The 26,531-nt window shown below is 62.7% G+C and carries 23 protein-coding genes and 1 pseudogene; 13 read left to right on the forward strand and 11 right to left on the reverse strand.

Features of this window, described 5'->3' with window-relative positions:
• Window positions 1–173: 173 nt before the first annotated feature.
• Complete coding sequence (locus FBY02_RS24650; RefSeq protein WP_144930758.1) at window positions 174–2,120, reverse strand: methyl-accepting chemotaxis protein; 1,947 nt, start codon at window positions 2,118–2,120, stop codon at window positions 174–176.
• 52 nt (window positions 2,121–2,172) lie between these two features.
• Entirely contained in the window at window positions 2,173–3,834 is a 1,662-nt protein-coding gene (locus tag FBY02_RS24655) for a diguanylate cyclase (protein WP_144930760.1), read from the reverse strand.
• A gap of 287 nt (window positions 3,835–4,121) precedes the next feature.
• Here FBY02_RS24655 and FBY02_RS24660 point away from each other — a divergent pair, with 287 nt between their 5' ends.
• The 6 genes and pseudogenes from FBY02_RS24660 (at window position 4,122) to FBY02_RS24685 (ending at window position 10,892) form a co-directional block, all read left to right on the forward strand.
• Window positions 4,122–5,189, forward strand: coding sequence for a DUF2333 family protein (locus FBY02_RS24660; RefSeq protein WP_144930762.1), 1,068 nt, complete (start codon window positions 4,122–4,124; stop codon window positions 5,187–5,189).
• A 3-nt stretch (window positions 5,190–5,192) separates the two neighbouring features.
• Window positions 5,193–5,738 (forward strand): annotated as a pseudogene (locus tag FBY02_RS24665) (NUDIX hydrolase).
• Between the two features lie 167 nt (window positions 5,739–5,905).
• The gene (locus FBY02_RS24670) at window positions 5,906–6,277 is read left to right on the forward strand and encodes a translation initiation factor Sui1 (protein WP_024781395.1); all 372 of its coding nucleotides are present in this window, start codon (window positions 5,906–5,908) and stop codon (window positions 6,275–6,277) included.
• A 210-nt stretch (window positions 6,278–6,487) separates the two neighbouring features.
• Window positions 6,488–8,401, forward strand: a complete 1,914-nt coding sequence (speA, locus tag FBY02_RS24675; protein ID WP_144930764.1) for an arginine decarboxylase — start codon at window positions 6,488–6,490, stop codon at window positions 8,399–8,401.
• A gap of 386 nt (window positions 8,402–8,787) precedes the next feature.
• The gene (locus FBY02_RS24680; protein WP_144930766.1) at window positions 8,788–10,098 is read left to right on the forward strand and encodes a type VI secretion system Vgr family protein; all 1,311 of its coding nucleotides are present in this window, start codon (window positions 8,788–8,790) and stop codon (window positions 10,096–10,098) included.
• Window positions 10,095–10,892 (forward strand): DUF4123 domain-containing protein, encoded by a 798-nt coding sequence (locus tag FBY02_RS24685; RefSeq protein ID WP_144930768.1) that lies wholly within the window; start codon window positions 10,095–10,097, stop codon window positions 10,890–10,892. Before FBY02_RS24680 ends, FBY02_RS24685 begins: the two co-directional genes overlap by 4 nt.
• Before the next feature lie 4 nt (window positions 10,893–10,896).
• On the opposite strand, the gene FBY02_RS24690 is transcribed toward FBY02_RS24685, so the two are convergent.
• From FBY02_RS24690 to FBY02_RS24710, 4 genes are all read right to left on the reverse strand, one after another.
• The gene (locus tag FBY02_RS24690) at window positions 10,897–12,246 is read right to left on the reverse strand and encodes an MATE family efflux transporter (RefSeq protein ID WP_144930769.1); all 1,350 of its coding nucleotides are present in this window, start codon (window positions 12,244–12,246) and stop codon (window positions 10,897–10,899) included.
• Between the two features lie 84 nt (window positions 12,247–12,330).
• Window positions 12,331–12,684 carry a DUF6124 family protein gene (locus FBY02_RS24695; protein ID WP_144930771.1) on the reverse strand — a complete coding sequence of 118 codons (354 nt, stop codon included), beginning with the start codon at window positions 12,682–12,684 and terminating at the stop codon, window positions 12,331–12,333.
• 507 nt (window positions 12,685–13,191) lie between these two features.
• Window positions 13,192–13,539 (reverse strand): DUF6124 family protein, encoded by a 348-nt coding sequence (locus FBY02_RS24700; protein WP_144930773.1) that lies wholly within the window; start codon window positions 13,537–13,539, stop codon window positions 13,192–13,194.
• A 429-nt stretch (window positions 13,540–13,968) separates the two neighbouring features.
• Window positions 13,969–14,262 carry a hypothetical protein gene (locus FBY02_RS24710; protein ID WP_024780721.1) on the reverse strand — a complete coding sequence of 98 codons (294 nt, stop codon included), beginning with the start codon at window positions 14,260–14,262 and terminating at the stop codon, window positions 13,969–13,971.
• A gap of 163 nt (window positions 14,263–14,425) precedes the next feature.
• Here FBY02_RS24710 and FBY02_RS24715 point away from each other — a divergent pair, with 163 nt between their 5' ends.
• Genes FBY02_RS24715 through FBY02_RS24730 form a run of 4 tightly spaced genes read left to right on the forward strand, consistent with a single transcriptional unit; the run spans window position 14,426 to window position 16,674 of the window.
• Window positions 14,426–14,731 (forward strand): MazG-like family protein, encoded by a 306-nt coding sequence (locus tag FBY02_RS24715; protein WP_144930777.1) that lies wholly within the window; start codon window positions 14,426–14,428, stop codon window positions 14,729–14,731.
• On the forward strand, window positions 14,728–15,477 hold the full coding sequence (locus FBY02_RS24720) for a methyltransferase domain-containing protein (protein ID WP_144930779.1): 750 nt from the start codon (window positions 14,728–14,730) through the stop codon (window positions 15,475–15,477). The genes FBY02_RS24715 and FBY02_RS24720 overlap by 4 nt, the downstream gene beginning before the upstream one ends.
• Window positions 15,478–15,489: 12 nt before the next feature.
• Complete coding sequence (locus FBY02_RS24725; protein ID WP_144930781.1) at window positions 15,490–16,098, forward strand: DUF4136 domain-containing protein; 609 nt, start codon at window positions 15,490–15,492, stop codon at window positions 16,096–16,098.
• 21 nt (window positions 16,099–16,119) lie between these two features.
• On the forward strand, window positions 16,120–16,674 hold the full coding sequence (locus FBY02_RS24730; RefSeq protein WP_144930783.1) for a DUF4136 domain-containing protein: 555 nt from the start codon (window positions 16,120–16,122) through the stop codon (window positions 16,672–16,674).
• Between the two features lie 146 nt (window positions 16,675–16,820).
• On the opposite strand, the gene FBY02_RS24735 is transcribed toward FBY02_RS24730, so the two are convergent.
• On the reverse strand, window positions 16,821–17,675 hold the full coding sequence (locus FBY02_RS24735) for a MaoC/PaaZ C-terminal domain-containing protein (protein ID WP_144930785.1): 855 nt from the start codon (window positions 17,673–17,675) through the stop codon (window positions 16,821–16,823).
• A gap of 2 nt (window positions 17,676–17,677) precedes the next feature.
• Window positions 17,678–19,030 (reverse strand): 3-oxoacyl-ACP reductase, encoded by a 1,353-nt coding sequence (locus FBY02_RS24740; RefSeq protein ID WP_144930787.1) that lies wholly within the window; start codon window positions 19,028–19,030, stop codon window positions 17,678–17,680.
• 147 nt (window positions 19,031–19,177) lie between these two features.
• On the opposite strand from FBY02_RS24740, the gene FBY02_RS24745 reads away from it, so the two are divergent.
• On the forward strand, window positions 19,178–20,455 hold the full coding sequence (locus FBY02_RS24745) for an acetyl-CoA C-acetyltransferase (protein ID WP_144930788.1): 1,278 nt from the start codon (window positions 19,178–19,180) through the stop codon (window positions 20,453–20,455).
• Here FBY02_RS24745 and FBY02_RS24750 read toward each other — a convergent pair.
• Window positions 20,442–21,470, reverse strand: coding sequence for a bile acid:sodium symporter family protein (locus FBY02_RS24750; RefSeq protein ID WP_144930790.1), 1,029 nt, complete (start codon window positions 21,468–21,470; stop codon window positions 20,442–20,444). The two genes, FBY02_RS24745 and FBY02_RS24750, sit on opposite strands and share 14 nt — an antisense overlap.
• 79 nt (window positions 21,471–21,549) lie before the next feature.
• Between FBY02_RS24750 and FBY02_RS24755 the strand changes: the two genes are divergently transcribed.
• Both FBY02_RS24755 and FBY02_RS24760 read left to right on the forward strand, forming a co-directional pair.
• A complete protein-coding gene (locus FBY02_RS24755; RefSeq protein ID WP_144930792.1) occupies window positions 21,550–22,341 on the forward strand; it encodes a helix-turn-helix domain-containing protein in 792 nt (263 codons plus the stop codon).
• Between the two features lie 225 nt (window positions 22,342–22,566).
• Entirely contained in the window at window positions 22,567–23,460 is an 894-nt protein-coding gene (locus FBY02_RS24760) for a PA4780 family RIO1-like protein kinase (protein WP_047702207.1), read from the forward strand.
• 224 nt (window positions 23,461–23,684) lie between these two features.
• Here the strand turns inward: FBY02_RS24760 and cueR are convergent, their stop codons facing one another.
• Both cueR and FBY02_RS24775 read right to left on the reverse strand, forming a co-directional pair.
• Window positions 23,685–24,098 carry a Cu(I)-responsive transcriptional regulator gene (gene cueR, locus FBY02_RS24770; RefSeq protein WP_144930794.1) on the reverse strand — a complete coding sequence of 138 codons (414 nt, stop codon included), beginning with the start codon at window positions 24,096–24,098 and terminating at the stop codon, window positions 23,685–23,687.
• On the reverse strand, window positions 24,095–26,488 hold the full coding sequence (locus tag FBY02_RS24775; protein WP_144930796.1) for a heavy metal translocating P-type ATPase: 2,394 nt from the start codon (window positions 26,486–26,488) through the stop codon (window positions 24,095–24,097). The genes cueR and FBY02_RS24775 overlap by 4 nt, the downstream gene beginning before the upstream one ends.
• Window positions 26,489–26,531: the final 43 nt, after the last annotated feature.

A 26,531-nucleotide genomic window follows, 5' to 3' on the forward strand; every position in this document is an offset into this window, starting at 1 on the left:
CTCCACAGCCATAACAACTACCTGCCGCCAATAGCCATGGAGCAGCAGGCAGCTTGATCACCGTAATCGGTGTCCGGAAAAACTTGACCAGAACAATTCGACGCCTATGCAAGCTGACCCACCGCAATCGCGAGCAAGCCCGCTCCCACAGGAGATTGGTGGTGGCCGTTGAGTCAAACACGAAACGCCTGCACCGCCGTGTGCAGGCGCCCACCCAGCATCAGTAGGTTTTCGCCCTGTTCCCGTCCCTGGCCGATACGCAGCAGGTTCTCCCCGCCCAACTGGTGAATGCGCTCGCTGTGATCGCGGATTTCGCTGACGGCGCCGCTCTGTTGGGCGGTGACTTCGGCGATGCGCACGGCGGTGTCGGCGATGGTCTGGATGGCGTCGACGATTTTATCCAGTGCGCCGTCGGCCGCTTGTGCCTGGTTGGCGGTGGCTTCGGCGTGTTCGACTTGGGCGCGCATGCCATCGACTGATTGACGCGCGGCCTGTTGCAGGCGGGCGATCAACGCCTGGATTTCGGCCGTGGCTCCCGCCGTGCGTTGGGCCAGGGAGCGGACTTCCTCGGCCACCACCGCAAAGCCCCGGCCCATCTCGCCGGCGCGGGCGGCTTCGATGGCGGCATTGAGGGCCAGCAGGTTGGTCTGGTCGGCAATCGAGCGAATAACCGTCAGCACACCGCCGATGGTGGCCGATTCTTCCGCCAACTGTTCGATCATCTGCGCGTTGCCTTGTACTTCGCCCACCAGTGCATGCAGTCCGGTAAGGCTCAAACCTATGACTTTCTGCCCTTGCTCCACCGCATGCCCGGCGCGGCGGCTGGCGTCGGCGGCCTGGCTGGCATCGCCGGCCACTTGCTGAATCGTCGCTTCGAGTTCGCTGAGGGAGTCGCGGATCAGCGCCGTATCGTCGGCCTGATATTCCGCGCCGCTGTGCATGTCGGCGCTGAGATCGGCCAGGGCCCGGCTGCTGCCGGCGACCTGCTCGGCGTTCAGGTGAATGGTACCCACCAGATCCGCCAGATAGGCCCGCAGCCGATTGAGTGACGCTTGGATGTCTTGCAGCTCACGGTTGCTGGCGCCCACATGGATGTCGCGGCTGAAGTCGCCTTCGGCCCAGGTCGACAGGGCTGGCGCGAGGTGCGTCAGGGTCCGCGCCAGGCGTCGTTGCAAGGTGTCGATAAGCAGTGCGATCAACAGAATCAAGCCAATCATCAGTCCCTGGATCAATCGGACCTCGCCTTGGATCTGCCCGTGTTGGGTACGCACCACTGGTTCCAGGGCGTTGATCGCCTGTTGCACGTCGGCGGTTTTCACATGGGTTGCATTGCTCAGTTCGGTGCGCTTCTGGATCAACTCGCGGGTGCGCGCCAGTTCCGTGGGGTAGCGACCGAGCAGGCTGTTGAGTTCGCGCTTGAGAGCGATGCCGGCGTCTTCGGCGACGGCTTTTTCCTGGTTTTCCAGGCCCATCAGCGCGGCGAAATCATCGCCGGCGGAATCACTGCTGCTTGTCACCCCCAGCAATGGCAGGCTGTCCAGTTGACCGGCCTGCGCACGGATACTGGCCACTTCCCGCTCGACATCAGTGGCTAGTTCGCTGCGCCCGCTGCTGACCAGCTTGTCCCGTGCCAGGGACAGCCGCCCCAGGTGCTGCGATGCGCTGAACAGCAAAGGCAGGTAGCTCGGGGCACCGTTGGCGTACCGGGCGAGCTGCTCCAGGTTGGCGCCCAGTTCACGCTCGGCCTGCAACAGCAGGGCTTGGGGATCGCCGGCCAGCTTGCCGGCGGCCAGCAGGTCGGTCTTGCTGAAGTCTTCCAGGCTCGACAGGCTCGGCCTGAGGGTTCGGGCCAACTCCGGGGGAAATTGATCCAGTTCTTTTTGCAGGGTGTCGAGGGACTGGCTGGCGGCGCTGAGGCGCAAGGCGTCGCCACTGGCCAGATAATCCTCGATGTTGCGCGTCACCTCACCCTGGAATTGCCGGGACAGGCCCAGGTAGCGCTCCATCAACAGGTAAGGACGTTCCAGGGCGACTTGGGACCACCATAGCGTGGCGCCGAGGCCCAGGCAGACGGCCAATAAGAGCAGGGTATTGAGGTTGGTCAGCAGTTTCAGGCGCATTCAAGGTCTACCGGGGGCAGAATCGTAAGTGCCTGAATTTATTGCGCTTGGGTTACAGGTTTATGACTGAATCGGTTGATTCCGATGAAAAGGTGGCACTTTGCCTTGCGTTTTGTACCCGGTTGCGACCGGCGTGCTTGGCGCGATACAGGGCTTCATCCGCCTCACTGGCCATCATCAGGCTGTCGGACTCCTGGCTCATCTCTACTACACCGGCACTGAACGTGCACCACAGGTCCTGGGGCTGGGCCGGGTAGTGGATTTCAGCAAAGCGTTGGCGGATTTCATCCAGCACCGAGCAAGCGTCGTTGATGTTGGTGTCCGGCATGACAATGGCGAACTCTTCGCCACCATAACGGCCGATGAAATCGGTCTTGCGCAGACGCTGCTTGAGAAACAACGCCAGGCTCTTGATCACCCGGTCCCCCATGGGATGGCCATGGCTGTCGTTGACCCGTTTGAAATGGTCGATGTCCAGCATGGCGAAGCTCAGCGGCTTGCCTTCGCGGCGGGCTCGGAAGCAGCAGTCTTCGAGCAGTTGCAGGATGTGGGTGTGGTTGTACAGGCCGGTGAGGCTGTCACGCACCATCCGCGCCTTGAGGTTGCGGGCCCGGGCCGCGCGATTGCGCACGGTGGTGATCAGGTGGCGGGGCTTGATCGGTTTGGTCAGGAAGTCGTCGCCGCCTTCGCTCATGGCATCGAGCTGCTTGTCCAGGTCGTCTTCGGCGGACAGGTAGATGATCGGTACGCTGACATAGCGGTCATTGTGACGGATCACCTTCGCCAGTTCCGTACCGGTGCAGGCGGGCATGTACATGTCGAGAATGATCAGGTCGGGCTGGAAATCAGCCAGTTCGGCCATGGCCTGGATCGGTTCGATCAACGTGCGGGTCACGATGCCGGCACTGTTGAGCAGGCGCTCGGTGTGCAGGGCCTGGGCGCGGGAGTCATCGATGATCAGCACTTTATAGGGTTCGTACTGGGCGACGCAGGTCAGCACCTCGATCTTTTCCAGCAGGCTCGAGGCCTCGAGGGTGCCGGTGAGGAATTCCTGCCCGCCGGCGCGCACGGCCGCCAGACGGGTCGGGGTATCGGTTTCCAGCAGGCTGAAGAACAACAGGGGCAACGGCTGTTCCAGGCCTTGCTGGGCTTCGGCCGCCAGTTTCAGACCGATGCCGGGGCCACTGAAGTCCACGTCCATGACAATCGCCGCCGGCAGCCGCTCGACCATCGAGGCACGAAATGCCGCGACACTGTCCAGCGCCTGGGCGCTGAGGCCGAAGAACTCCAGTTGCTTGGCCAGGCGCTCGGCACGGTCATGGTCTTGCAGCAACACATAGATGGGTTTGCGCAACGGTGGCAGAAAGGTCTGTTCGAGCTGGTCCCCATGACGCAGGCCGGTACGGGACAGGCGCTGCATCAGACGATTGATCTCGGTGATCAGTTGACTGCTCAACCGCCCGCGATTGGCATCCACCGCTTGCAGTGACTGGCTGATGCCGTGGGCCAGTTGGGAGTGCTCCGGCTGTTCGAAACGCTCGGCAAAACGCAGCAGGCGCAGATTGGCCTCGCTGAGCTCCAACAGGTCGGTGCTGGACCACTCGCTGCGTTGCAGGCGCTGCCAGATCTCCAGGATCTGACGAGCCTGATGAATTACCCGCTGGGCAAAGTGGTGCTTGAGGCGCTCACGGCTGGGGTCTTCTGGCTCGGTCATTATCCTGACTACTTAGTTAGATACATGCTGAGGTCGACTGGTGGCTCTATGCTAGCATCTCTTTTCATACGCATGAGTGTCGTACGTCAATAATCTACCCGGCAGCGACATTCAGTTTATGACCGGTCGGTTTCGTAGGCCGATGGCCGCGCTTCCTTTATAGTTGCCATCCGACTGCCTTGCCTGGGCCAGCATGATTTACGCGGGATTTATCGCGTTTCAAATCAGGCACGATGGCGTAGGGTTGTGGTCGAACCGTGAACTCAAGTGATTGAAGGGACATCGCCATGCTGGACTGGAAAAACCGCGCGGGCAGCGCACCTGAACGTGCCGCCGAGCCGAAATCGGCCGCCCGCAGCTACCTGGGTGGGCTGTTTTTCAGCCGCGCGCTGGCCACGCTGATCGGCCTGTATCTGCTGGTGACCATTGCCATCGGCTGGTATTGGAGCCAGGAGCCTGCGCTGTTTCCCGTGCAGCAGAATGCCCAGGCGGCAGCCGAGAGGGATGGCCGGCAAATGGTGGTCGGCTACACCACCGTCGAGACTCTCAAGACGGTGGCCGGTACCTTGCTGACCAAGCCGGGCGGCTACATTTCCAACGACCGTTTTCCACCCGGCCTGTGGATGGACAACATGCCGAGCTGGGAGTACGGCGTGCTGGTGCAGGTCCGTGACCTGAGTCGCGCCTTGCGCAAGGACTTCGCCCGTTCCCAGTCCCAGTCCGCCGAGGACGCCGACCTGGCCAAGGCCGAGCCGCGTTTCAACTTCGATAACCGCAGTTGGGTGCTGCCCTCCAGCGAGTCGGAGTACCAGGAAGGCATCAATTCCCTGAGCCGCTATCAGGCGCGCCTGTCCGATCCAGCCCAGAAAAGCGCGTTGTTCTATGCCCGTGCCGACAACCTGAACAACTGGCTGGGGGATGTCGGTACTCGCCTGGGGTCGCTGTCCCAGCGCCTGTCGGCCAGTGTCGGCCGGGTCAAGCTCAACACTTCGCTGAAAACCGAAGTCCCGGCCCCGGGCCAGGTACCGCAGGTGGATGAAGAAGTGGTCGAGACCCCATGGCTGCAGATTGATAACGTGTTCTACGAAGCACGCGGCCAGGCCTGGGCCTTGTCCCATCTGCTACGCGCCATCGAAGTCGACTTCGCCGATGTGTTGGCGAAGAAGAACGCCACGGTCAGCGTGCGGCAGATCATTCGTGAGCTGGAGGCCTCCCAGGAGCCGGTCTGGAGTCCGATGATCCTCAACGGCAGCGGTTTCGGTGTCTTGGCGAACCACTCTCTGGTCATGGCCAACTACATCTCCCGGGCCAACGCGGCGGTGATCGACTTGCGGCAATTGCTGAACCAGGGCTGACCCATGAGCGAAAGTCCCCGGGAGGCCGCTCACCGAGTGGCCTCGGATGCCGAGCTGATCGCTTGGGTCGATGAACACGACAACCTGCTTGGCAGCCTGGTGCGTTCGGACTTGCGCGAGCGTGGCCTGATCGGGCGTGGTACCTACATCATGCTGTTCAACTCGGCGGGTGAGCTGTGCGTCCACCGGCGAACCCTGAGCAAGGCGATCTATCCGGGCTTCTGGGACGTGGCGGCGGGCGGGATGGTGCAGGCCCACGAAACCTATGCCGAGTCGGCGGCCCGTGAACTGGAAGAGGAGCTGGGCGTGAGCGGGGTGCCGCTTACCGCCCATGATCATTTCTACTTTGAAGACCCGGGCAGTCGTCTGTGGTGCTCGGCGTTTTCTGCGGTGTGGGACGGCCCCTTGGTATTGCAGCCTGAAGAGGTGCTTGAAGCGCGCTTCATGCCGATCGAATAGGTACTGGATGAAATCCGGCACAAGCCTTATTGCCCGGACTCATTGGCGGCGCTTGAGCGCTATCTGCGCGGTGTCGCAAAGAAGCTGTAAATTGGCGCGGATTGGCCCTTAGCAAGTCGGCTTTTTGCCGTTACACTGCGCGACTTTTCAAGCTGAACCGACGTCTTGCGGTCCAGTAGCGCTGCCCCTGCCTGAGTGGGGCTTCGCGGTCGAGGCACTTTCCCCGACCAGTCTTTGTCCTCCCAAGAGGATTGCCGGTGGCCAAAAAAGCCGCATCCTTCGCCGCCCTGGGCGGCCTGGTATTTTCTACCGACGCCGGTCGTCATTGCCCCGATTGCCGTCAGCCGGTGGATGCCTGCATCTGTAAACAGACCGTCATCCCCGCAGGTGACGGTATTGCCCGTGTGCGCCGTGAAAGCAAGGGCCGTGGCGGCAAGACGGTGACCACGATCACCGGTGTGCCATTGGCCGAAGATGCGCTCAAGGAACTGGCCACCACGTTGAAGAAACGCTGTGGCACCGGTGGCGCGTTGAAAGACGGCGTCATCGAGATCCAGGGCGACCACGTCGAGCTCTTGCTGGCGGAACTGGTCAAGCACGGTTTCAAGGCAAAGAAATCCGGCGGCTAGCAGCCTCTGTGAAAACCGCTCCGGCTTGATCCGAACCCGATGTCCGAGGTCGCCCATAGGGTTTTCACAGAGCCTGTTCTGAACGGGTTTCTAAACTCAGCGCTGCCAGCAGGGTCTACCCTGCTTGCAGGCAAATCGTCATTTCCATTCTCTAGACTGCGCCAGCCTCCGACCGGATGGTGCATTTTGACTTCTTTATAGGGGACTTCGATGTCCGTACGACGCACACGCAAAGACGATGGCAGCCAATGGACAGTTGCGGACAGCCGCAGTGTTTATGGGATTCGCCATTGGGGGGCCGGGTATTTCGCGATCAATGACGCCGGTCGCGTCGAAGTTCGTCCGAACGGTCCCGACAGTTCGCCCATCGATCTGTTCGAGCAGGTCGATCAACTGCGCCAGAGCGGCCTGTCGTTGCCCTTGCTGGTGCGCTTCCCCGACATCTTGCAAGACCGTGTGCGCCAGCTCACCGGTGCCTTCGACAGCAACATCGCGCGCCTGGAATACCAGAGCCAGTACACCGCGCTCTATCCGATCAAGGTCAACCAGCAGGAAGCGGTGATCGAGAACATCATCGCCACCCAGAATGTCTCCATCGGCCTGGAAGCCGGCTCCAAGCCGGAGTTGCTGGCGGTGCTGGCCCTGGCGCCGAAGGGCGGGACCATCGTCTGCAACGGTTACAAGGACCGTGAGTTCATCCGCCTGGCGCTGATGGGCCAGAAGCTGGGCCACAACGTGTTCATCGTGATCGAGAAAGAGTCCGAAGTCGGCCTGGTGATCGAAGAGGCCGCTTCGCTCAAGGTCAAGCCACAGGTTGGCCTGCGGGTGCGCCTGTCGTCCCTGGCGTCGAGCAAATGGGCCGACACCGGTGGCGAGAAGTCCAAGTTCGGCTTGTCCGCCGCACAGCTGCTGTCAGTGGTCGAACGTTTCCGCGCGGCTGGCCTGGACCAGGGCATTCGCCTGCTGCACTTCCACATGGGCTCGCAGATCGCCAACCTGGCGGACTACCAGCACGGCTTCAAGGAAGCGATCCGTTACTACGGCGAACTGCGCAACCTTGGCTTGCCGGTGGATCACATCGACGTCGGCGGTGGCCTGGGCGTGGACTACGATGGTACGCATTCGCGCAATGCCAGTTCGATCAACTACGACATGGACGATTACGCCGGTGTCGTAGTCGGCATGCTCAAGGAGTTCTGCGATGCCCAGAGCCTGCCGCATCCGCATATCTTTTCGGAAAGCGGTCGCTCCCTGACTGCGCACCACGCGATGCTGGTGGTGCAGGTGACCGACGTGGAGAAGCACGTCGACGACATGCCGGTGATCGACAACAAGCAGGAACTGCCGGAAACCGTGCAGTGGCTGGTTGACCTGCTGGGCCCGACCGATATCGAGATGGTCACCGAAACCTACTGGCGCGCCACCCACTACATGAGCGACGTGGCCACCCAGTACGCCGATGGCAAGCTGACCCTGGCGGAAAAAGCCCTGGCCGAGCAATGCTATTTCGCCGTGTGCCGCCGCCTGCACAACTCGTTGAAGGCGCGCCAGCGCTCCCACCGCCAGGTGCTGGATGAACTCAACGACAAGCTCGCTGACAAATACATCTGCAACTTCTCGGTATTCCAGAGCCTGCCGGACACCTGGGCCATCGGCCAGGTGCTGCCGATCCTGCCGCTGCATCGTCTCGACGAGGAGCCGATGCGCCGTGCCGTGTTGCAAGACCTGACCTGCGACTCCGACGGCAAGATCAAGCAGTACGTCGACGAGCAGAGCATCGAGACCAGCCTGCCGGTCCATGCCCTCAATCCAGGCGAGGATTACCTGCTGGGAATCTTCCTGGTGGGTGCCTACCAGGAAATCCTCGGCGATATGCACAACCTGTTCGGCGACACCGATTCGGTGAACATCTACCAGAACGCCGACGGCAGTGTGTACCACGCCGGTATCGAAACCCACGACACCATCGAAGACATGCTGCGCTACGTGCACCTGTCGCCGGAAGAATTGATGACCCACTACCGCGACAAATGTGCCAGCGCCCGTATCAGCGCCGCCGAGCGCACCCAGTTCCTCGATGCCTTGCGCCTGGGGTTGACGCGTTCGTCGTACCTGTCGTCCTGATGCGAACACGGACCTGTTTGTCCGGGGACATGATTAACACCTGTGGCGAGGGGATTTATCCCCGCTGGATCGCGTAGCGCCCCCAAGACCGAGCTCTGCCGCCCAACGGGGATAAATCCCCTCGCCACAAAGCCTCTTCAGGTTTCTACTTGATTGATCAGCGCCGCCCCTTCGGGCTGTCAGAAAACTCACCATATATTGTGTGTTTTTTCGGATAGTTTCGGAGGGCGTTTTTATTTGTGCGGCTGTTAATTCCGAGCGCCGGGTCATTTACTCAATACTGTCCTCATTTCATGTAGTCCCTTTCCTAACTTGTACTTGGGCTCTCTACTCCGCCATGGCTCTCAGCGAGAATCCCCGGCCGCCCCTCCTGTAGAGATACGCCGATGTCCGATCCAGCCAACGAGCCGTCACTTCGTCTGGAGATAGCCGGTCTGCCCGAACCCTTTGTCGTGTCGGCCTTCATGGGTAGCGAAGCCATCAGCGAACCTTTTGCCTATGAGGTGGAGTTGTCGCCCGGCGACACGCCGCCGGACCTGGCGGGCTTGTTATACCGCAGCGTCTGGTTGAGTTTCGGGGAGGCGGGCGGGGGCATCCACGGTCAGCTTCACGAGCTTGTGCAGCAGCGTCCCGACGCCGGCTGTCGCCTGCGTATCGGGCCGAAGCTGGCCTGCCTGGCGCAGCGCTTCAACCAGCGGGTACTGAGCGACTGCACGGTGCCGCAGATCATCCGCCAGGTGCTCAAGGGCCATGGCATCGGCGGTCGCCAGCTGTGCCTGGACTTGACGGGAGAATACCCGCCGCAGGATTTCTGTACCCAATACCGCGAGTCGGACCTGCAGTTTCTCCAGCGGGTGTGTGCCCAGGCAGGCATCCACTTCCATTTCGAACAGGCTCGGGACGGACATTGCCTGGTGTTCTCCGACAACGCGGGCGGCTTTACTCCTGTCGACGAGGCAGCCTACGGGACGACTCCTGGAGTTCAGGTTTTCAACGTGCAAACCAGCGCGTCGGGGGAACAGGTCGCCCAAGGCAGCAGTGATCTGATGGGACTGTACAGCGGGCAGGTGCTGTTGCTCACGGCCCATCCTTTCAGCGACTGGAACCAACGCTGGCTGCTGACGAAGGTGGAGCACCGAGCTGGGGCGTGGGGGTATGGTAACCACTTCCAGGCCGTTCCCTGGGAATTGCCGTTTGTGGCGACCGGCCTTCCCGCCAGGCCGCGCATGCTGGGCCGGCAGCGCGGGTGGGTGGTGGAAGTGGACGAGCCGGTGCCGCAGATGGCCGGGCGGGTGGCGGTGCAGTTCGATTGGGTCTATCAGGGGGAGGGGGCCAGTCCCAGTCATTGCTGGCTGCCATTGGCACCCGCGCTGGCCGTCCGCGGAATGGGCACTTTGCGGGCGGGCACCGAGGTGTTGGTCAGTTTCTGCGAGGGCGACCCGGATCGGCCCATGATCAGCGCGCTTCTTGATGCGCCGGCTGCTGCAGAAATAGCCGATGCAGCGCCCCCTGACTCGACGCCCCATGAAGCACCGTGGCCATCCGGAGCCGATCCGGCGTTGCTATCTGCGATCCAGGCGGCCGAGCCGCTGGTGTTGCTCTGCCTGTTGCCCGGGGGCGGCAGCTTCAGTGCCTGTAATCAACCGATATGCACCTGCCGACTGGTGACACGGCGCGACACGGGTGCCGCACCATGAGCGCTGCAAGCCTGGCCGGAACAACGCCTCAATGGTTGCTGCTCGACATTCCCGGCGTCCCCGGGGCGGCGCGGCGTCTACAAGAGCAGTTCGCGCAAGCGCGGTGCTTTGCCTTGTTCGAGGACACCGAATGGCATGGGCTCAAGGAGCACGGTCCGCTGCTGGTGGACTTGCAGCAAGCGCCGGCGCTGGCGAGCCTGTGCCATGTCGATGCGGATGCCTGGCCGGGGCTGTTGTTGGTGAGCGAATCGCCGGCGTCGCAGTTGCTGGCGCATCTGCGACGCATGCTGACCGTGACCTTGGGTCCTCACCACAAGGCGCTGTTGAGCTATTACAACCCCCACACCGCCAGCTATTTCTTCGACGGCTGCGACCCCGGGGAGCTCAGTTGCTGGCTCGGGCCGATCCGCCTGCTGCGCTGGTTCGGCGGTACCTGGGCCGACCGGGCCATCGGCAGTCAGGGCTGGCAGCAACTGTCCAACCCGGGGCTGCCCGTGGCGCCGCTGGAGAATGAGCACAGCCTCAGCGATCGACAACAGCACAAATTGCAGCAATGCCTGCTGGAGCGTCATGCCTGGCACTGGTCTCGTGCCACCGGACGAGAGTACCGAGCGCTCTGGGATTGCCTGGAGCAGGGCTTGAAACTGGGGTTTACCGAACGGGAAGTACTCGACGGCTGGCTGTGGCTGCGTCTGCAACACCCCGACGTCCGGCCGCCGCCAGCGCTGGTCGGCGGCTCCCAGCGCGAGCGTCTCGAACATCTGCGACGATTGTGGCAAGGCAATGAGGGGTGAGGCGCTATTGGGCCTGGGCTGCGAGCCAGCGACCCTGGCGGTGCAATTGCCAGGCGAAACCACCGAGGGTCAGGCTGCGCAACGCCATGAATAACAGGAAGGTGATCCATAGGCCATGGTTGCCCAGCGCTTGCAGGGCCCAGGCAAAGGGCAGCACCAGCAACAGGGTCAGCAGCATGCCGTTGCGCATTTCCCGGGCGCGGGTGGCGCCGATGAACAAGCCGTCGAGCACATAGCTCCAGACAGCGATCAGCGGCAGGGCGGCAAGATAAGGCAGGTAGCGGTAGGCGGTGTCACGCACGTCGGGGATGTCGGTCTGCATATCGACGAACAGATGCCCGGCGAGCAGGAACAGCAGCGCGAACCCGATGCTTGCAATCAATGACCAACCGCACGCCACCACCAATGAGCGGCGTAGCGCCAGGCGGTCGCGGGCGCCAATGGCGTGGCCGCACAGCGCCTCGACGGCATGGGCGAGGCCGTCCAGGGCATGGGCCGTCAGCAACAGCCCGTTGAGCAGCAGCGCGTTGGCCGCAACGGTTGCATCCCCCAGGCGCGCGCCTTGTACGGTAATCAGGAAAAACACCGATTGCAGGGCCAGGCTGCGAATGAAAATGTCCCGGTTCACCGCCAGCAGCGGTCGCCAGTTCTGCCATACCCCCATGGCAGCCCAGACAATCTGCCCGGGCCAGGCCCGCAGAGTCTTGTGGGCCAGGGCCAGGCCGACCAGTGCCCCGGTCCACTCAGCGATCACCGAGGCCCGGGCTGAACCGGCCACGCCCCAGTCCAGACCAAGCACGAACCACAGGTTCAAGGCGATGTTCACCAGATTGGTGCTCAGCAGAATCGCCAGCGGTGCCCGGGCGTTCTGGGCCCCGAGAAACCAACCCACCAGCGCATAACTGGCCAGCGCCGCCGGAAGGCCGAAGAGCCGTGTGTAGAAGAAGTCCCGGGTCAACTGATTGAGTTCGGCGGACGGCTGCATGAAGTGCAACGCCACGTTGCTCAACGGCACCCCGACGATTCCGAGCGTCACCGCCAACCCCATCGCCAGCAACAGGCCTTGCAACAACACTTGCCGCAACGTTGCGCCATCGCCACGCCCTGCCGCCTGGGCGGCGAACCCGGTCGTGCCCATGCGCAGGAAACCCACGGCCCAGGCCAGTACCGTATACAAACTCGCCCCGACCGCCACCGCGCCCAACTGATGGGCATGGGGCAAATGGCCAATGACGGTGCTGTCCACCAGCGCCACCAGCGGCACGGAAATGTTCGAAAGAATCATCGGCGCGGCCAACGCCCAGACCCGACGATGGGTGAGATGGTCGCGCCAGTCGGCGAGCAGGTTGGACATGGGGGCTCCTTGGTGGAGCGCAATTGTAGCGGGTTTGTAGCGAGGGGATTTATCCCCTCGCTACAAGAGGTGATGTGTTTTTCGTTAGCGAGGGTCGACGTTGTCCAGCGCACGGTTGGCCAGTAAACCGCCCAGTTCGATCAACTGTTGGATGCCCAGGGCGATGTGGCGTCTGGAGCCGTCCAGCTCGAAGGCCAGGTCACAGGCCATGGCATTGGCCGAGGCCAGGGTTTCGCTGAGGTTGGCGAGCAGGCATTCGGTGTCGATACCGTTGACCACGGTGAAGAGCTGGCCTGGGGCGGTTTTGGCTTCGGTCGGTTCGGGTTTGAGGTAGTAATCGAGGGCGCGTTTGCTGGCTTTGTCGAAGGCTGTTGGGTCGAGGGGATCGCAGGGGGATGTCGGATCGGTGCTCGGTGGGTTGGGAGTTACCTTGAACATGATGAAGCTCCTTGATGAGTGGAGCCGTCATCCATCGCTGCTAAACGAGGTGGGTGGCGGCTGTACGCGGGTTAGCAGACCAGGCATCAAGGAACCCGGCGCACCGAAGTGCCCCACGCATAGCCGCCATAATGCTGAAAAACCAATACTGATTGATTGTTCAGATAGCGACACTGGCGTGCCTTGATGTTATCCGAGCTGCTAAACCCGATCGCTGAGTTGTCAGCGACGGGGAAACAATAAAACCCGGCCCCAAGGCGCACAAGCCGGCGGATTCTGGCGTAGTTGTAGGCAGCGGCGCAAGGCGATGTAGCCGGGGCCTACACCTGAGGGAGTGGAATAAACAGAGGGCTTTTGTGGCGAGGGAGCTTGCTCCCGCTGGGTGGCGCAGCCGCCCCAAACAGAACTGGCGCGGGCGTCCAGGCACACCGTATCAGCTGGTTTTACGACGGCTGCGCCGCCGAGCGGGAGCGAGCTCCCTCGCCACAGGGTGATGTGTTGCTTCGGTTAGCCTGGGTCGACGTTGTCCAGCGCACGGTTGGCCAGCAAGCCGCCCAGTTCGATCAACTGCTGGATGCCCAGGGCCACGTGGCGGCGCGAACCATCGAGATCGAAGGCCAGGTCAGCGGCCATGACGTTGGCGGAGGACAGGGTTTCGCTGAGGTTGGCGAGCAGGCATTCGGTGTCGATGCCGTTCACAACGGTGAACAGTTGGTCTGGCTTGGTTTCAGGCTGTTCGGGCTTGAGGTAGAAGTCGAGGGCGCGTTTGGCGGCTTTGTCGAAAGTCGTTGAGTCGGTGGGATCGCCGGGGGATGTTGAATCGGTGATCGGTGGGTTGGGGGTTACCTTGAACATGGTGAATCTCCGTGATTGGTTGAGCCACCACGACCTATCGCTAAACAAGTAAAGGTGGCGGCTGTACGCGGGTTAGCGATCCGGGTCACAGAAACCCCGGGTAGACCAGAAGGTCTCCCACGCACAGCCACCATGACGAGATTGCAGGAATAGAGCGTCTGCAATCGAGACTGGGCATTGTTGCGTCTGTATATGAAGCCGGATCGCTAAACCCGATCGCTGATTTGTCAGCGACGGGAAAACAATAAGACCCGGCCCCAAGGCGCACAAGCCGGCGGATTCTGGCGTAGTTGTAGGCAACGGCGCAAGGCGGTGTAGCCAGGGCCTACACCTGAAGGGGTGGAGTAAACAGAGGGTTTTTGTGGCGAGGGGATGAATCCCCTCGCCACAGGGAATCACACTGTCCCGGGGCAGGTGGTGATCCTTGAGTCAGTGAATGATCCAACTCAACAACCACAGCCCCAACACCAGCCAGATAATCCCCAGCACAATCGAGGCGCGCATGAAGGCGCGGATCGCCGAGTACAGCAGCATCAGCCCGAGGATCAGCGCAATGATGCTGATGATCGAGGTGTCCATGCCCAACGCCCGCGACAGGCCGTCGACGAAGTTGCCGCCGGCATTGGCCAGGGTGTTGAACAGGCCGCTGAGCAGGTCGACGATGAAACGGATTATCGAACCAAGTGCCTGGCCGAGCCATTCGAAAAAGCTTTCTACCTGCATGTTTGCATCCTGATGGAAGGGAATCGAGTCGAGCCTCGGGCTCCTGATTGTAGGAGCCATTGGCGCCGCGATCGTTCGATTATGGGGCAAATTGCCGCTTCGTATCGAGACGCTTGCCTTCCCCCGTCATCCCCCGGAAGCTATGGGCATCCAGGAGAGCCCGATGAACCTTGTTGAACTGACTGAACGCCTGCACGCCATTCGTGATCGCAACGAATGGCGTCCATTCCACAGCCCGAAAAACCTGGCCATGGCCGCCAGTGTAGAGATGGCCGAACTGGTGGAGATTTTCCAGTGGCTGACCGAGGACCAGTCGCGCCAGCTGCCGGCTGACAAACTGGCCCACGCCGGGCAGGAGGTCGGTGACATCATCCTGTACCTGTTGCTGCTGTGCAGCGAATTGGGCTTGGACATGGACGCCGTGGTGCGCAGCAAACTGGCCGACAGCGAGCGGCGGTTCGGCCAATGAGCGACCGTCATTTCGATCAGCTCGCCACGCGGTTTGCCGAAAAAATCTATGGCGGGGCCAAGGGCGCGATTCGCCTGGCGGTGCTCCAGGCCGATCTGCTCGAAGTGTTGCCGGAGCGCCCGTTGCGTGTGCTCGACATCGGCGCCGGCCTGGGCCATATGTCCTTGTGGCTGGCCGAGCGCGGTCATCATGTCACCCTGGCGGAACCGGCCGCACCCATGCTCGAAGGCGCCCGCCAGCGGTTTGCCGATGCCGGCCAGGAGGCAACCTTTATCCAGGCGCCTTGGCAGGAACTGCCGGGCCAGCTCAGCGAGCCGTACGACCTGGTGCTGTGTCACGCGGTGCTGGAGTGGCTGGCCGAGCCTCACACGATTCTGCCGGTGTTGCATCAACTCACGGCACCCGGCGGCTGGCTGTCGCTGGCGTTCTACAACCGTGACGCGCTGGTTTATCGGAACTTGCTCAAGGGGCATTTCCGCAAGCTGCGCAACAACGACATGGCCGGTGAAAAACAGAGCCTGACGCCGCAACAACCTCTTGATCCGCGAGTGTTGGCGGCGCAACTTGAGGGTGTGTGGCAGGTCGAAAGCCAGAGTGGCGTGCGGGTTTTTCACGACTACATGCCGGTGGAGTTTCAAGGTCGTGTAGAGCTGTCACAGTTGCTGGACATGGAGCTGGCCCACCGTCGCCATCCTGCGTTTGCCGGGCTGGGACGTTATCTGCACTGGATCTGCCGTCCCCTCTGATCGGAGAGTGAAATGCAAGGCCGTACAGCGTTACTGATGTTATGTCTGGGGCTGGCGGCCTGCCAGGGCACCAACCCCTATGTCGCCACCTCCAGGCCGCTGCCGCCGGCCCCGCCCGAGGCTGCTACGGTGTTCGACCGCAGCGCATACCCGGCGGCACCCCGTGACTATGGGCGCTATCGCAGTTGGGCCTGGCTCAACGGACGCCTGCCGGCGGGTACCGCGTGGGCAGATTCGGCCCAGGTGGCCGAGGCGGTGAGCAACGCTCTGGACCAGCGCGGCCTGCGTCCGCTGCATGACAACCGGCCGGCCGACCTGTTCGTCAGTGCCGACCTGCGGCTGGAGACCCGCCTGCGCCAGGTTCGGGAAGATTATGATTCGGGCTACTACGGAGGCTACAACCGCTACGGTCCTGGCTACGGCATGTACAACACCGTGCCGGTCGTGCGCACGTATCAGGAACAGGTTGTGGTGGTTCGCGTCGACCTGTTCGACGCCCGCAACGGCCAACCGGTGTGGAGTGCCAGTGCCGAAACCCCTCAGCGTGGCAGGCCGGGCGATAACACCGATGCTATTCGCGAGGCGGTGGAAAAAGCCATGTCGGCCTATCCGCCCAGTTGATTACGCAACAGGAGAAGCGTGATGTTCCATCGTCTTGCTCTACTGGGCCTTGCCCTGCTGCTCGGCGCCTGTGCGACCAACCAGGTCAACCATGATTTCGATACCAGCCGCGACTTCGCGGCCTATCGCAGCTGGAGCTGGAAAGAACCGGCGTTGCAGTACCGTCCCGATGATCCGCGGATCAAGAGTGACCTGACCGAGCAGCGGATCCGTCAGGCCGTGACCGATCAACTGGACCAGCGCGGCCTGCGCCCTGCCACCGGTGGGCGTGGCGATGTCCTGGTCCAGGCCTATCTGATCGTCGAGGACCGCCAGCAACAAGTGACCACCCACTATGGCGGCGGTTGGGGCGGGCCCTGGAACGGCTACTGGGGCGGGCCGATGTACAACGAAACCCGCAACGTCAGCTACAAGGTCGCGACCGTGCAGATCGACTTGCTCGATGGCAAGGACGGCAAGCTGGTCTGGCGTGGCAGCGATGAGCAACTGCTCAGCAGCTCACCCAACCCCGCTGACCGCGACAACGCGGTGCGCGAGACGGTCGGGCGTATCCTGGCCAACTATCCGCCGCGGTGATCACCGCTATCGCGAGCAGGGGATTTGTGTCGAAAGCAGATGTTTGGTCGCTGCAGATCCAATGTGGGAGCGAGCCTGCTCCGGGCGGCGATCCGACGATGACGGCAGTCCATTAAACATGGATGCAGGCTGACCCACCGCCTGGCTCAGGCAATCGGCTGCCAGCTCCCTGTCATGTGCTCCAGATTCCCCGACCCCACCAACTGCAAATCCCCACTGGACCCCGCTGAGCTCGCCAGCAGCGTCACTTCGCTGGGCAGGCGTACCGGTTTCTTGAAGGTCACCTCGATTTCGAGGTTGGCTTCGGGCAGGTGATCATCCAGTGCGGCCAGGGTCCGTGCTTTGTTCCACAGACCATGGGCGATGGCGGTGGGGAAGCCGAACATTCGCGCACTGATGGCACTCAGGTGGATCGGGTTGTAGTCGCCGGACACCTTGGCGTATTGCCGGCCGATGTCGGCAGGGGCTGTCCAGCGCGTCACTTCGGTCAGCGCCGGAGTCATCTGCGGTGGCGGCTCTACCAGCGCACCGTCAAGCTGTACGCCCTTACAGAGCATCTCGCTCTCGGCTTCCCACAGCGGTCCCAATTGATCCTCGATGCGGGTCACGAGGTTGAACACCGCGCCCTTGGGGTGGGGCTGCAGCTGTTCGACATTGACGCTGGCCCTTACCTGGCTGACGCCGCCCATGGGACGGAGCACGCGGATGCGGTTGCTCAGATGGATCAACCCCAACAGCGGGAACGGGAAGTCCCGGGCGGTGAGCAATTGCATCTGCAGGGCGAACGCCAGTACGTGGGGATAAGTCGGCGGTAGCAGTCCATTGTCGACAAAGCCACAGACCTTGCGATAGGCCACCAGGCGCTGCTGATCCACCTGGAGCACCTGGCGCAACCCGGTCTCCGGCAAGGTCTTGCCGGTGATCTTGCGACGAGTCGCGGCCTTCGCATAGAGCCCGGACATGCCCGGCGCGCTACTGACCTCATGCCATTGGATCGTCATGTTCAGGCTCCCAAAAGGCTTTGTCCGCAGACCCGCAGCGCCTGCCCGGTGACCGCCCCCGTGCCCGGCTGCGCGAGCCAGGCCACGGCTTCGGCGACGTCCTGAGGCAAGCCACCCTGGCCCAGGGAGCTCATGCGTCGCCCGGCTTCGCGCAGGGCGAAGGGGATTTCGGCGGTCATCCGGGTTTCGATGAAGCCGGGGGCCACGGCGTTGATGCTGATGCCTCGCGCCTGCAACAGCGGCGCCCAGGCCTGGGCCAGGCCGATCAACCCGGCCTTGCTCGCGGCATAGTTGGTCTGGCCGCGATTGCCGGCAATGCCGCTGATGGAGGCCAGCAAAACGACCCGGCCATTGTCCCGCAAGGTGCCGCTGTCGAGCAGGGCCTTGGTCAGTACCTGCGGTGCGTTGAGGTTGACCGCCAGCACTGCGTCCCAGAACTCTGGCGTCATGTTGGCGAGGGTCTTGTCCCGGGTGATGCCGGCGTTATGCACGACGATATCCACGCCGTCTGGCAGGTGTTCGATCAACTGGCTCGCAGCGTCTTCGGCGCAGATGTCCAGGGTCACGGCGCGCCCGCCCAGGCGCGCGGCGAGGGCGTCGAGATCGGCCTTGGCCTGGGGCACGTCCAGCAGGATCACGTCGGCGCCGTCACGGGCCAGGGTTTCGGCGATGGATGCACCAATTCCGCGGGCTGCGCCGGTGACCAGTGCCTTGAGCCCGGTGAGCGGTCGCGTCCAGTCCTGGACCTGGGCCTGGCAAGCGTTCAGGCGAATAACCTGCCCGGAAATGAACGCGCTCTTGGGCGACAGGAAGAACCGCAGCGGGCCTTCCAACTGGGTTTCGGCGCCGTCACCGACATACAACAGTTGCAGCGTGCCGCCATGGCGCAGTTCCTTGGCCAGCGAGCGACTGAACCCCTCCAGCGCTCGCTGGGTACTGGCGGCGAAGGGGTCCGTGAGATTTTCCGGGGCGCGACCGAGGATGACCACATGGGCGCTGCGGTCGAGATTTTTCATCAGCGGTTGGAAAAATTCCCGCAGTTGCTTGAGCTGATCGGCTTGGGCCAGATGGCTGGCGTCATACACCACGGCCTTGATTTTCGGGCCGTGGCCAGGGATCCACTCGGTGGCGAGGGTCGGTTCGGCGCCATAGACGAAAATCCCATCGGTCAGGCGCTTGGCGAACGTACCGATCGGCTCGATCAGCGGCCCGCCGCCCAGCAGCAGGGCGCCCTCGATAGGCCGCAGCCGCCCGGCCTGCCAGCGTTCCAGACGAACCGGCGAGGGCAGGCCAAGGGCACCGACCAGGCGCAGGCCAATGGGCGAATTGGCGAAGTCGATATAACGGTCAGACATGGAACGTACTCCGGCTGATGAGCTCCCAAGTGTGGACCATGATCGGCAATCAGTCGTTCGATTGGCGAGATAAAGCCTAAGCTTGTGCGCAGACAAAATTGGTTTTCGTGACCATCAGCGCATTGGAACCTACTCGGGGAGTTCTTCATGACACAGCCACGCCGCGTCGCGATCATCGGTGGTAATCGCATTCCTTTTGCCCGTTCCAACGGGGCTTATGCCACCGCCAGTAACCAGGCACTGCTGACGGCCGCCCTCGAGGGCCTGATCGAGCGCTACAACCTGCATGGCCTGCACATCGGTGAGGTGGCCGCCGGCGCGGTGCTCAAGCATTCCCGGGAGATGAACCTGAGCCGGGAGTGCGTGCTCGGCTCGCGGCTGTCACCCACCACCCCCGCCTATGACGTGCAACAGGCCTGCGGCACCGGGCTGGAGACGGTGCTGCTGGTGGCCAACAAGATTGCCCTGGGCCAGATCGACAGCGCGATTGCTGGCGGCGTGGACACCACCTCGGATGCGCCCATCGCCGTCAATGAAGGGCTGCGCCGGATCCTGCTGCAAGCCAATCGCGCCAAGACCACCGCCGAGAAAATCAAAGTATTCCTGCAACTGCGCCCCCAGCACCTCGTCCCCGAACTGCCGCGTATCAACGAGCCGCGCACCGGCCTGAACATGGGCCAGCACTGCGAGCTGATGGCCCAGACCTGGCAGATTCCCCGGGAGGAACAGGATCAACTGGCCCTGGAAAGCCACCAGAAAATGGCAGCGTCCTACGCCGAAGGCTGGCAGAACGATCTGATGACGCCGTTTCTCGGCCTGACCCGGGACAACAACCTGCGCCCGGACCTGACCCTGGAAAAGCTCGCCTCGCTCAAACCGGCCTTCGAAAAGAGCGCCAAGGGCACGATGACCGCCGGCAACTCCACGCCGTTGACCGACGGCGCTTCGTTGGTGTTGCTGGGCAGCGAGGAATGGGCCAAGGCGCGGGGTTTGCCGATCCTGGCGTACCTGCGGGACGGCCAGACCGCCGCGGTGGATTTCGTCAATGGTGCCGAAGGACTGTTGATGGCGCCGGTCTATGCCGTGCCCCGGCTGCTGGCGCGCAACGGGCTGACGCTGCAGGACTTCGATTACTACGAGATCCACGAGGCATTCGCCGCCCAAGTGCTATGCACGCTCAAGGCCTGGGAGGATGCGGACTATTGCAAGACCCGCCTGGGCCTCGACGCGCCTTTGGGGGCCATAGATCGCAGTCGATTGAACGTGAAGGGCAGCTCCCTGGCCGCCGGTCACCCGTTTGCCGCCACTGGCGGGCGCATTGTTGCCAATCTTGCCAAGTTGCTCGATGCCGCAGGACGGGGCCGTGGACTGATCTCCATCTGCGCCGCCGCCGGCCAGGGGGTGACGGCGATTATCGAGCGTTGAGCAGCGTCTCGCTCTGCCGGTTGACCAACGCTCTTTGACGGCTGGCGTAACGCTCGGCCAGGATCGAGCAGACGATCAACTGCATCGGGTGGTAGATCATGATCGGCAGCAGGATCAGTCCCAGGCCTGGGTTGTTGCCGAAGATCAGCGCTGCCATCGGCACCCCGGCGGCCAGGGATTTCTTACTGGCGCAGAACACCGCGGCGATTTCATCGGCATTGTTGAAGCGCAGGGTTCGGGCGGTGCGGGTGGTCATCCAGAGGATGATTGCCAGCAGCACTGCACTGCCGGATACCGCGCTGAGCAGCACGCCGTTGCCTTGCTGTTGCCAGATCCCGGACACCATGGAATTGCAGAACGCTGCATAGACGAGCAGCAGGATCACCAGCTTGTCGATGATGCTGGTGTAGCGCTTGTAGCGGCCGAAAAAACCGGCCAGCCAGCGCCGCAGGAACTGCCCGAGTACCAGCGGCAGTAGCAACATCATGCACAGGTCGAGCAGGGTCGAACCCAGGTCGATACCGCCATCGCCGCGACCGACCACCAGACTGACCAGCAGCGGTGTCAGGAAAACCCCCAGCACGCTGGACAGGCTCGCGTTGAGAATCGCCGCCGGCACGTTACCCCCCGCACTGCCGGTGAGGGCCACCGAGGAAGAAATGGTCGAGGGCAGGGCGCACAGGTAAAAGAACCCCAGCATCAGCAGAGACGGCACATGACTGCCCAACAGCTTGTTGCTGGCGAGCCAGATCAAGGGGAAAACGCCGAAGGTAAACACCTGCACCATCAAGTGCAGCCGGGTGTTTTTCAGGCCGTGTCGGATCTGCTCGCCCGACAGGTTGACCCCGTGCAGGAAAAACACCACGAAGATGCCGATATTGACGACCCACTCGGCATGCATCGCGCCGCCGGTGGCGCCAAAGCCCGGAAAGAAATACGCCAGCAACGTGGCGAGCAACATGCCGCACAGGAACCAGTCGGTCACCATGCGCTTGAGGTGTCTGAAAATAGCCATAGGGCACCGCAGGTTGTCAGGGGAGATGAGTTAGCCTAACGTCGGTCCTGACAGTCGTCTTGCGACATAAGGCCAATCAATGCCGACTAACGGACAACAACAGCTCGAACGTCGCATTCCCGACCTGACGCAATTGCCCAGGCCGCTGTATGCCCGTGTCGAGAGCTTGAGCGCCGGTTCGTGGACCCAGGCCCATCGGCATGACTGGGTGCAGTTTTCCTACGCCATCAGCGGCGTTCTCGGCGTGCACACCGCCGCCGGCAGTTTCTTCGCGCCGCCGCAGTGGGGGATCTGGATCCCGGCCGACCTGGAGCATCAGGTCGTGACATCGATGCGAGCGGAGATGCGCAGCCTGTATATCCACCGCGACAGCTGCCCATGGGCCGATGATCGCTGCCGGGTGTTGGAAGTCACGCCGCTGGCCCGGGAGTTGATCAAGGTATTTTGTCAGTGGCCGGCCGATTATCCACAGGGCGATACGCAGGAGGCACGGCTGGTGCAGGTGCTGCTGGATCAGTTGGCGTTGTTGCCGGAAGTGGGCTTCTCCCTGCCGTTGCCACGCCATGACCGGCTGCTGGGGTTGTGTAACGAACTGATCGAACAACCTGAGCGCAACGTGACCCTGCACGTGTGGGCGGAACGTCTGGGCACCTCGGAGAAAACCCTGATGCGCCTGTTCCAGCGTGAAACCGGCCTGAGCTTTCGTGCCTGGCGCCAGCGCATGCGGCTGCTGTCGTCCCTGAGATTGCTGGAGGAGGGCGATAGCGTGACCGGTGCGGCGTTGTCGTGTGGGTACGATTCCACGTCTGCCTTCATTGCGGCGTTCAAGGGGATGTTCGGGGTTACGCCGGGGGAGTTGTTCAAGCCCTGAATCCGTTCACCGGATTTCAGTCCGGCGAAAATTTTGTCGCAAATGCAAAGGCATCCGAACGCCAACGGCGCTTCGACTGTCAGCTATGATTCGGCCTGGTCGATTATCGGCACAGTGTGTGCATCGAAGGTTCATAGGTCGGTAACCCCTCCCCGTGGAGGAAGGATTGCCGTATAACGGCTGTCATTCGCGTGTTTGGTCATAAAGGACCCAGAATAAAAGCTGATGAAGACTCCAAAACGCATTGAACCCCTGATCGAAGACGGTCTGGTCGACGAAGTGCTGCGCCCTCTCATGAGTGGTAAAGAAGCAGCTGTTTATGTGGTGCGCAGCGGCAATGAGCTGCGTTGCGCCAAGGTCTACAAGGAGGCGAACAAGCGAAGTTTTCGTCAGGCGGCCGAGTATCAGGAAGGCCGCAAGGTCCGCAACAGTCGCCAGGCCCGTGCCATGGCGAAAGGTTCGAAATTCGGGCGCAAGGAAGCCGAGGATGCCTGGCAGAACGCCGAAGTGGCGGCGCTGTTCCGCCTGGCCAATGCGGGTGTGCGAGTACCCAAGCCGTACGACTTCCTCGAAGGCGTGCTGCTGATGGAACTGGTGGCCGACGAATATGGCGATGCGGCACCGCGTCTGAACGATGTGGTGCTGGAACCGGATCAGGCCCGTGAATACCACGCGTTCCTGATCTCCCAGATCGTGCTGATGCTGTGTACCGGTCTGGTGCACGGAGACCTGTCGGAGTTCAACGTACTGCTCACGCCGACCGGTCCGGTGATCATCGATCTGCCACAGGCCGTGGATGCTGCGGGTAACAACCATGCCTTCAGCATGCTGGAGCGGGACGTCGGCAACATGGCCTCCTACTTCGGCCGTTTTGCACCGGAGCTCAAGCGCACCCGGTATGCGAAGGAGATGTGGGCGCTGTATGAGTCTGGCACCTTGCACCCGGGCAGCGTGTTGACCGGCGAGTTCGACGAGCCGGAAGAACTGGCGGATGTCGGCGGGATCATGCGCGAGATCGAAGCCGCTCGCCTCGACGAAGAACGTCGCCAGGCCGTACGCGCGGCGGACGACGCTCCCCCCGGCAAAACCGAAGAACCGCCTCCGCCCTGGATGCAATGACCCGAAACCCGGCCAAGGCCGGGTTTTTTGTGAGCGGATCTCGGTGAACACACCCTCGACGCTCGCCACCAATCCCTTGTGGGAGCGAGCCTGCTCGCGATAGCGGTGGGTCAGCTTGGATGGATGTTGACTGTGCCGCCGTCTTCGCGAGCAGGCTCGCTCCCACCCTGATCTCGGGTGAGCAGAACATCCGTGCTCACCGCCAATCCCTGTGGGGCTGGGTGTCAGGCATTGGCCGTCTCCTTGCAGCATCCCGACGCCAGTTCCTTGAGAATCGGGCAGTCCGGGCGGTGGTCGCCGTGGCAGTGTTCCACCAGGTCCTGCAGGGTGTCGCGCAGTTCGGCCAGTTCGCGGATTTTCTGGTTCAGTTCGTCGATGTGTTGCCGGGCCAGGGCCTTGACATCAGCGCTGGCCCGTTGCCGGTCCTGCCAGAGGGTCAGCAGCTTGCCGACCTCTTCCAGGGAAAAGCCCAGGTCCCGGGAGCGTTTGATAAAGGCCAGGGTGTGCAAGTCATCGGTGCCGTAGACCCGGTAGCCGCTGTCGGTGCGATGGGCCGCCCTGAGCAATCCGATGGACTCATAGTAGCGGATCATCTTCGCACTCAGGCCGCTCTGGCGCGCCGCTTGGCCGATGTTCATCGTTTGTCCTCCAGGTGCTCGGGGGTCCAGAATTTCAACAATAACGCATTGCTCACCACGCTGACGCTCGACAGCGCCATGGCCGCGCCGGCCAGCACCGGGTTGAGCAGGCCGAAGGCCGCCAATGGGATGCCGATCAGGTTATAGACGAACGCCCAGAACAGGTTCTGGCGGATCTTGGCGTAGGTTTTGCGGCTGATCTCCAATGCCGCCGGCACCAGTCGCGGGTCGCCGCGCATAAGGGTGATGCCGGCGGCGTGCATCGCCACGTCGGTGCCGCCGCCCATGGCAATGCCGATGTCTGCGGCGGCCAGGGCCGGGGCGTCGTTGATGCCGTCCCCGACCATTGCCACCACGGCGTTTTTCTTCAGCTCAAGGACAATGGCGGATTTGTCTGCGGGCAGCACTTCGGCATGCACGTTGACGATCCCCAGTGACTGGGATACCACCTGGGCGCTGCCACGGTTGTCGCCCGTGAGCAAATGGCTGGTGATGCGCCGCTCGTCCAAGGCTTGCACGGTCGCGAGCGCGCCAGGCTTGAGGGTGTCGCCGAAGGCAAACAGCCCCAGCACCCTTGACGTCGCGCCTTGTTCGATCAACCAGGACAAGGTTCGGCCTTCGGTTTCCCAGGCCTGAGCCGAGTCGGCCAGCGAGCCGGCGTTCAGGCCCGACTCGTCCAGCAGGCGCCGGTTGCCCAGGGCCAGCCGGCGCCCATCGAGGCTGCCGGCAATGCCGCGTCCGGGCAGGGCCTGGCTGTCGCTGACAGCCGGCACGCTCAGGCCACGCTCGGCGCAGGCGTCCAGCACGGCTTTGGCGAGGGGGTGTTCGCTGCCGCGTTGCAGGGCGCCGGCCAGTTGCAACAGGCTGGCTTCGTCACCGTCCAGGGCCTTTGAATGAGCAATGCGCGGAGTACCGGAGGTCAAGGTTCCGGTCTTGTCGAACACCACCGTATCGACTTCATGGGCACGCTCCAACGCCTCGGCGTCCTTGATCAGGATTCCGTGGCGCGCTGCCACGCCCGTGCCGGCCATGATCGCTGTGGGTGTCGCCAGGCCCAGGGCACAGGGACAGGCGATCACCAGCACGGCGACGGCGTTGATCAGCGCGGTCTCCAGTGGTGCGCCATAAAACCACCAGCCGACCAGTGTCGCCAGGGCCAGCAGCAGGACCACCGGCACGAAGACCTGGCTGACTTTATCTACCAGCTTCTGGATCGGAGCCTTGGCCGCCTGGGCGTCTTCCACCAGGCGGATGATGCGCGCCAGGACCGTCTCGGTACCGAGAGCCTGGGTGCGCACCAGCAGGCGACCTTCGCCGTTGATGGCGCCACCGGTGACCTTGTCGCCGGGTTGTTTGGGCACCGGCAGGCTTTCGCCACTGATCAGCGCTTCGTCGGCGTGGCTCTGGCCCTCCAACACTTCACCGTCCACCGGAAAGCGTTCGCCGGGCTTGACCAGTACCAGGTCATTTACGCGCAGGGCGCTGATGGCGACATCCCGCTCCTGGCCATCGATCACCTGGATCGCTCGCTCCGGCCGCAAGGCTTCGAGGGCGCGAATGGCGCTGGCGGTCTGGCGCTTGGCGCGGCTTTCCAGGTATTTGCCCAGCAAGACCAGGGCAATCACCACCGCCGACGCTTCGAAATACAGGTGCGGCATGCTGCCGGGGCGGGCAATGGCCCATTCATACAGGCTCAAGCCGTAGCCGGCGCTGGTGCCCAGGGCCACCAGCAGGTCCATGTTACCGGCCCCGGCCCGCACGGCTTTAAAGGCCGCGACGTAGAAGCGCGCACCGAAGATGAATTGCACCGGCGTGGCGAGGGCGAACTGCGCCCAGGCCGGGAGCATCCAGTGCACACCCAGCGGCTGCAGCAGCATCGGCAGCACCAACGGCACAGACAACAGGATCGCCAACACCAGGATCAGGCGCTCACGATTCAGCTGACGGGGCTGAGTGTCATGGGGCTGCTGGGCTTGCCAGACACTGGCTTCGTAACCGGCGCGCTTCACTGCATCGATCAGGATTTGCGGATCGACCTGTCCGAGCAGTTCGAGGTGGGCCCGTTCGTTGGCAAGGTTGACGCTGACACCGCTAACGCCGGGGATTTTGCCCAGAACACGTTCGACGCGCCCCACGCACGAGGCGCAGGTCATCCCCCCGATATTCAGTTCCAGGGTTTGGACAGGCACATGGTAGCCCGCTTGTTCAACGGCCTCTATCAAGGCCGGCAAGCTCTGCTCGGAGGCCTGGACCCGCGCCTGCTCAGTCGCCAGGTTCACACTGACGGCACGGGTTCCAGCGACTTTGTTCAAGGCCCGCTCGACCCGCCCGGCGCAGCTGGCGCAGGTCATGCCGGCAATCGGCAGGTCGAAAGTGGTGGATTCGGACATGGGGCAGGCTCCCTGTAGTGAATGACTACAGGATCAACCTTGC

The organism is Pseudomonas sp. SJZ078, assembly GCF_007828255.1.
Lineage (GTDB): Bacteria > Pseudomonadota > Gammaproteobacteria > Pseudomonadales > Pseudomonadaceae > Aquipseudomonas.